This window comes from Streptomyces bohaiensis, assembly GCF_012033785.1.
Taxonomy (GTDB): Bacteria; Actinomycetota; Actinomycetes; order Streptomycetales; family Streptomycetaceae; genus Streptomyces; species Streptomyces bohaiensis.
In genome coordinates, this window is the sequence record NZ_JAAVJC010000547.1 from 1 (window position 1) to 1,003 (window position 1,003).

At 78.5% G+C, this 1,003-nt stretch carries 1 protein-coding gene; it reads left to right on the forward strand.

Annotated features, from left to right (window positions below; all coding sequences use genetic code 11):
• The first annotated feature begins 60 nt into the window (after positions 1–60).
• On the forward strand, positions 61–816 hold the full coding sequence (locus HCN52_RS24610) for a class II aldolase/adducin family protein (protein WP_168090613.1): 756 nt from the start codon (positions 61–63) through the stop codon (positions 814–816).
• Positions 817–1,003 lie beyond the last annotated feature (187 nt).

Sequence of the window (1,003 nt, forward strand, 5' to 3'; positions counted from 1 at the left end):
GTCCGGGGCCGGGAGCACCGCTCCCGGCCCCGGACCGCCGGGCTCCGCTACCGTCCGGTCATGACCGCCGACCGGCCCTCCGCGCCCTCCGCCGCCCCGCCCGCGCCCGAACTCGTCGACGCCTGGCTGCACCTGCTGGCCACCGCCCGGCGCACCGTCACCGACGGCCTCGTCGTCGGCACCTCGGGCAACCTCTCCGTCCGCGTCGGGGACCTGGTCCTGATCACCCCCACCGGAGTGCCCTACGACCGGCTGGGCGCCGCCGACCTCCTCGCGGTCCGCCCCGACGGGACCCGCGTCCACGGCACACTCGCGCCCACCAGCGAACTCCCGCTCCACCTCGCCGTCCACCGCGCGACCCCGGCCACCGCCGTCGTCCACACCCACGCGCTGCACGCCACCGCCCTCTCACTGCTCCACGACGAGGTGCCGGCCGCCCACTACGTCGGCGGACTGCTCGGCGGCCCCGTCCGGGTCGCCCCCTACGCCCTCTACGGCAGCCGGGAGCTGGCGGAGCGCACCGTGGACGCCCTGCGCGACCGCACCGGCTGCCTGCTCCGCAACCACGGCGCCGTGACCTACGGCACCGGCGCCCCCGCGGCCGCGCTCGACCAGGCCTTCGACCGCACCGCGCAGCTGGAGTGGCTCTGCCGGCTGTGGCTCACCGCGGCCGCCGTCCCCGGCGCCCGTCCCACGCTGCTCACCGACGCCCAGCTCGCCGAGGCCACCGAACGCCTCGCCGGCTACGGCCGGCAGGACCCACGCAGCCCACGGGACCCGCAGGACCCGCAGGACTCGCCCGTCACCGGTGACTGAGCGCACCGCCGCACGCCGCCCCGACGCCGGCCGCCCGGATCGGCACGAACCTCACCCTCCCGCGCGCGCCCACTCGCCTCGGCCGCTCCGCCCCGTCATGGTGGAGGGCATGCGCGCACGCACCGCGGCGGCGACGACCGCCACCACCCTCCTCGGCTCGGCGGCGGCGATAGCCGTCGCCGGGCGC